General features: G+C 41.5%; 2 protein-coding genes. Both read right to left on the minus strand.

Features of this window, described 5'->3' with window-relative positions:
• A partial coding sequence (locus tag F6K53_RS44995; RefSeq protein ID WP_293087616.1) for a DUF6765 family protein occupies positions 1 to 375 on the minus strand: 375 nt, incomplete at its 3' end.
• Positions 376 to 392: 17 nt separating this feature from the next.
• Positions 393 to 1,070 (minus strand): hypothetical protein (locus tag F6K53_RS45000; protein ID WP_293087619.1); only part of this gene is annotated, 678 nt, incomplete at its 5' end.

Consider the following 1,070-nt stretch of genomic DNA (forward strand, 5'->3'; position numbering starts at 1 on the left):
GTTGCAAGTGTTGCATTCCCTAGCGTCAGTGGGATAGGACACACCGAATGAATCAGTGCAACCGCGTCGGGGAAAGTGCCAGTATAGACTATACGGGCCAAAGCGTCCCGTATTGGTGAGACGCACCTTGGTGCCGTTGTAACCTGTAAAATTAACTGAGTCCACAGCTTGATTGGTAACTGCAATCTGTTCTGCCAATTCTGGCGAGAAACCCGCTGCCCGCACTAGGGTGCGGGTAAATTCGTAATGAAAGGTACTGTGTTCTTTGAGTCCGTTGCGGTAGAACTCGTTGAAGGCATTTGTAGGTAACACCCAGCAGAGAATTAACACGATGGTAGATACCCAAGTCAAGAAAAATAGTGTTTTACGCTTCATGTTTGGTTGATACACAATTATGATTCAGAATCAAGCAACTGCTTTGAAAACGTTACTTGGTGCTGAATAATGTCGCCAATTTGCTTCAAGGATTCTTGTTGATTCCTTAAAAAAGCAGCATGGTTTTTGGTGATGTGAGATGTATTATAACTCAGGTTTTGATACTGATTTTTGTGTAATTCACTTAGGTTTACTCCCAGAAGTAAATTGTTACTTTTTTGGGCTAATTCTAGACTGTAATTATTATTCTCCAGCGGCATTTTAAAAGGCTGGTCATAGTTTAATTTTTCGGTGCTTGTAACGCTGTGATTTAAAGCACGGTTAGCACTATTTTCATCCTTTAGGACAGTACTTTGAATATTTGATGAAGTTACGGGTTTAGATGGTTTAGAATTGAGCAAAGTTTGTGGCTGTTCCGAAGTCTGATGATGAATCAGAACGTTTGATGATAGAGCTTCGGCTATTTCCTGGTTAGTATTGCTCAAAATGGTGGACTTAATCGGGCTCCCACCCAAGCTTATGGTTTTAACCATTGAGCGCTGTTTACCGGAATTTTCTGGTTCCTGAGTATACAGCGCAGACAAATCCAGAGACACTTGATGACTAACTAGTTTTGCCAAGGCTTTGACAATAGAGGTATGGTCGTTTGAACCTCTTTTATTGAGGGAAACTGTGACATGTTCCTTATCCTTGAG

The sequence above is a fragment of the Moorena sp. SIO4A1 genome (genome assembly GCF_010672065.1).
Lineage (GTDB): Bacteria > Cyanobacteriota > Cyanobacteriia > Cyanobacteriales > Coleofasciculaceae > Moorena.